General features: G+C 49.3%; 2 protein-coding genes. One reads left to right on the top strand and one right to left on the bottom strand.

The genetic code is table 11. The features are described 5' to 3' along the window. Positions 1–19 precede the first annotated feature (19 nt). Positions 20–2,938, bottom strand: coding sequence for a SusC/RagA family TonB-linked outer membrane protein (locus tag HKN79_07915; protein ID NNC83487.1), 2,919 nt, complete (start codon positions 2,936–2,938; stop codon positions 20–22). Between the two features lie 261 nt (positions 2,939–3,199). On the opposite strand from HKN79_07915, the gene HKN79_07910 reads away from it, so the two are divergent. Further along, positions 3,200–4,340: DegT/DnrJ/EryC1/StrS family aminotransferase (locus tag HKN79_07910; GenBank protein NNC83486.1), on the top strand; the 1,141-nt coding region annotated here is incomplete at its 3' end.

The raw sequence follows: 4,340 nt of genomic DNA, 5'->3' as shown, positions 1-4,340 counted from the left end.
ATTCTCTTTTTGATGGTTCTTAGAAATTGGCTCTTAGGTGGAAGTTGATCCGCTTTGAGCTAGGATATGGAGTCACCTCGACCGCATTTGCCAGTACGTTTCCTCCAAAGTTCGAAACTTCAGGATCGTAACTGTTGTAATCGAAGATGTTAATGAGGTTAGAAGCAGATACTCCCAGCTTCAAGGTGGACTTCCCTTCAGAGTACTTCATCTTGAAGGTCTTGTAGAGTCCGATATTTCTCAAGCGGATATATCCACCATCCTCGATCCATGGGCGTGCATCCGAACCGAATACAGAGACTCTGTATTGACCATTGGTCAACTGACCACTCGGGTCCAGATCGGTATCGTCATAATCCCAGGTAGTCTGACCGAAGTCATAGAGCAATGGGCTCAAGTTGATGTTATCACCACCTTCTTTCCAGTGCCATAGGAAATCCAGACTCCAAGTCTTGTAGTTGAAGGAGTTTCTCCAGTTCAACTGGAAATCAGGCTCTGCATCTCCGAGGATTCCGATTCCGGCCAATTCTGACTCGGTCACATCTGCATTGGATGGGATGGTTCCTGCCAATGTAGTTGCAGGAAGTCCTTCCTGGATCAAGTACTGACCTAGACTCGCTGCAAATCCACCAGTGGTAAATGCAGGTACTTCCAAGCGAGTTACTTCAGAACGGTTTCTCCACCAGTTCAGACCAGTGGTCCAGCTGAAGTCCTCGTTCTGGATCGCTAGGTAATCCACAGAGATCTCGATACCTCTGTTCTCCAACTCACCTCCATTGACCCACTCTGTGGTGAATCCGGTAGAAGGTTGTGCTTGCGCTCTCAAGAGTACATCATCGATGGTCTTGGTGTAGAACGTAGCAGAGAGAACGAGTGCATCATTCAAGAAACCGATATCCGCACCGAATTCGAGCTCACTTTGAGTCTCTGGCAAGATATCCGGGTTACCCTTGGTCGACTGAGTCTGCAGTCCAGAGTTGGTCCCACCAGGACCAGGGATAGCTGTAGGACTCAATGAGTTGAATCGTGCACTGAAGATCGGAGGACGCATGGACTCACCATAAGCGATACGTGGCTTGAAGGTGGTCACAGTCTCTGATCCCCAGAAGTCGAACTCATGGATATTGACCGCTACGTTGGCCTTCGGGAAGAAGTACAACTCATTGGAATCTCCATTGTTCTGTGACTTATCTGCTCTTACACCCAGTGTCAAGAGGAGCTTGTCATTGATATTCACTTCTTCTTGAGCGAAGAAACCTTTATTGATAAAGCTACGCTTAGTCTGGTTGACCGATACGTTGGCCGCTTGGTCTACATTGGTCTCCGATCCATTGATATCCGTACCGGATACCAATACATTGTTGTAGACAGAAGACTCACGCATGATACCTGCAGTGGTCGTGAAGCTTACACCCGTTGAGGTATAGTGTGACCAGATACCGAACAAGGATAGGTTGGTCTGCTGACTCGTGGTAGAACCATCGATCAGTACTCCTCCCAATGTCGACTCATCTCTGAAGTAGGTCAATTCCTGTGGGAAGATCCCTATATTCTTCAAGCTGTATTGGTCCAATCCGGCTGTACCAGTCAATTTGACCACGTTGCGCTCATTGGTGAAAAGTCGGGCATTTGCAGTGATACCCCCAATGAATCGATCGACTTCTTCCCTATTGGTGATAAGATCGGTAGTCTCAAGTACGTTGGAACCAGCTCCACCGAATGGATAGATCCCGTTAGCATCTGGAGAAAGATCTTCCCATGGATAGGTGAATGCCAAGGCATACCCGATGGTCGCATTAGTATTCGAGTTGTTGAAGAGACCTCTATCCGCTTTGGAATCGATGTAGTTGGTCGAGATATCTGCATCCAACCAATCGGTCACTTTCTGGCTGAGATTCAATCGGAATGATGCTTTCTCATATCCCGTGTTCTCAACGATACCGTCCTCGTTCTTATAGGTAGCACCGAATTTATAGAGGGTCTTGGCATTACCGCCTGAGATCTCCAATCGTGAGGTACTGTTGATACCGGTATTGTCGAAGAGCTCTTCTTCATAGTTACGGAAACCGCCACTGTTGAAGACGTCCAATGCATCTTGACCACCTAGAGCCTCAACTTCATCGGCATCCCAGTCCCTCAACCCGAGTAGGGTGATCGGACGGATGGTACCGAAAGTCTGAGAGAAAGAGACCGCATTTCTACCGGCCTTACCTCTTTTAGTTGTGATGATCACCACACCTCCTGCAGCACGCAGACCATAGATGGCTGCAGCAGCAGCACCTTTGAGTATCTCGATGTTCTCGATGTCCTCAGGGTCGATATCTGCAATACGGTTAGACGCGTCATCCTGATTGGTATCGGTATTACCTCCACCGGCTGCTTCAGTCACCAGATTCACACCGGATGAGGTAGTGGAGTTATCCAAGAACACCCCATCGATGATATACAATGGCTGTTGGTTCCCGAAGATCGAGGAAACACCACGCATCCTCACAGAGAAACCTCCACCGGGAGAACCGGATGTAGATTTGATCTCTGCTCCACTGAATTGCCCTTGTAACGCACCTTCAAAGGTCTGAGGGTTGGCTACTTCGGTCAGATCCTTGGCACTTATTGTCGCCACAGAATTGGCCGAGTTCCTTCGGGCTACGGTGGTCGCCAGTCCCGTGACAACGACTTCATCCAGTGTACTGGTAGAAGAGGTCATTTTGAGATTGCCTACCGGATCGGACTTGGATACATCCAAGACTACGCTACCGTATCCCACATAGGATAATTCAAGTCTCGCGGATTCTCCTGGAACTTCTAAGGTGTAACGCCCATCCAAGTCGGTGACGGTACCCAAAGTTGTTCCTTTCACGATCACGGTGACTCCTATCAAGGGGTCTCCCGTATCTGCGTCAGTCACTGTTCCGCTCGCAGTGAACTGTGCAGACATGCTGCCCGATATTCCTATCAGTAGCGCACACATCCATAAGTATTTGTACAGATTCATATTATATAGATTGATGATTAGGTCTTGTGTTAAGTAATGCTAGCCTAACAAATTTGTCACACAATTTTAAGAATATAATCCACTAACAAGAGAAAATGACCGCCCATAAAGCTGTGCATGGCTAGGTTTTTCTCCGGATGTTCATAAGTCGCTCGGGACCATTTAAGACACTCATTGGAGCTTCTCAATCCATATTTTCACGCCATGATCCCATTCTCCCCTCCCCGTATAGATGAGGCCAGCATTGCTGAGGTAGTGGATACCCTGCGCTCAGGTTGGATCACCACCGGACCGAAGACCAAGGCTCTGGAACAGGAGATCTCCAAATACTGCGGCACTTCACGCTCGATATGCTTGAATTCCTGGACGAATGCGGCAGAACTCTTCCTACGATGGTGGGGCATCCAAGCAGGTGATGAGGTCATCATCCCCTCCTATACCTATTGTGCTACGGCCAATATCATCCTACATCTAGGGGCTGTGCCGGTCATGGTGGACGTAGATGACGACTTCCTGATGAATAAGGATGAGCTGCGTGAGGCGATCACCCCGCGCACCAAGGTGATCATGCCTGTGGATATCGGGGGGCGACCCTGTGATCATCGGGCTATACGGGAGCTTGTAAGCGAAGACGTGTACACTGAGCAGTTCCAGCCAAGATCCGATGCACAAAGCAATCTAGGACGTATACTGATCCTGGCCGATGCTGCACATTCATTCGGTGCCCAACGCGGAGGTTTTATGTCCGGTAAACTGGCCGATGTCACCGTATTCTCCTTTCATGCTGTGAAGAACCTGACCACTGCAGAAGGGGGTGCTATCACCTTCAATCTACCTAACTCCTTTCATCTGGAGACTGTCTATAAGGAATTGAATACACTTTCACTCCATGGGCAGAACAAAGACGCCCTTGCCAAGACCCAGAAGGCCGGCTGGCGATATGACGTAGTACAACCTGGCCACAAGTGCAATATGACCGACATCCACGCATCCCTCGGGCTGGTGGAGATCAAGCGCTACGCTGAGAATCTCCAGAGAAGAAGAGCGATCCACGAGCGCTATACGGAAGCTTTTTCAGAAGAGGAATGGTTCCAAGCCCCTCCCGGAGCCGATGAGGAGGTGACTCCGAGCTGGCATCTCTACATGCTTCGTATACGTGGAATCGATGAGGCGACCCGGGACCGGATCATCGAAGGCATTGAATTCAGAGGAGTGAGCGTCAATGTGCATTTCATTCCCTTGCCCATGCTCACTGCCTACAGAGAGCTGGGCTATCGCATAGAGGATCATCCCCGGGCCTATGACAACTTCTCACGGGTCATCACATTACCCATCTACTATCAAT

The organism is Flavobacteriales bacterium, assembly GCA_013001705.1.
Taxonomy (GTDB): Bacteria; Bacteroidota; Bacteroidia; order Flavobacteriales_D; family JABDKJ01; genus JABDLZ01.
Note: the sequence above shows the minus strand (reverse complement) of the source record. Positions and strands in the feature narration are given on the sequence as shown.

Coding starts and splice junctions, on each gene's coding strand:
- HKN79_07915 (NNC83487.1), bottom strand. CDS start 2,938: ATGTCTGCACAGTTCACTGCGAGCGGAACAGTGACTGACGCAGATACG.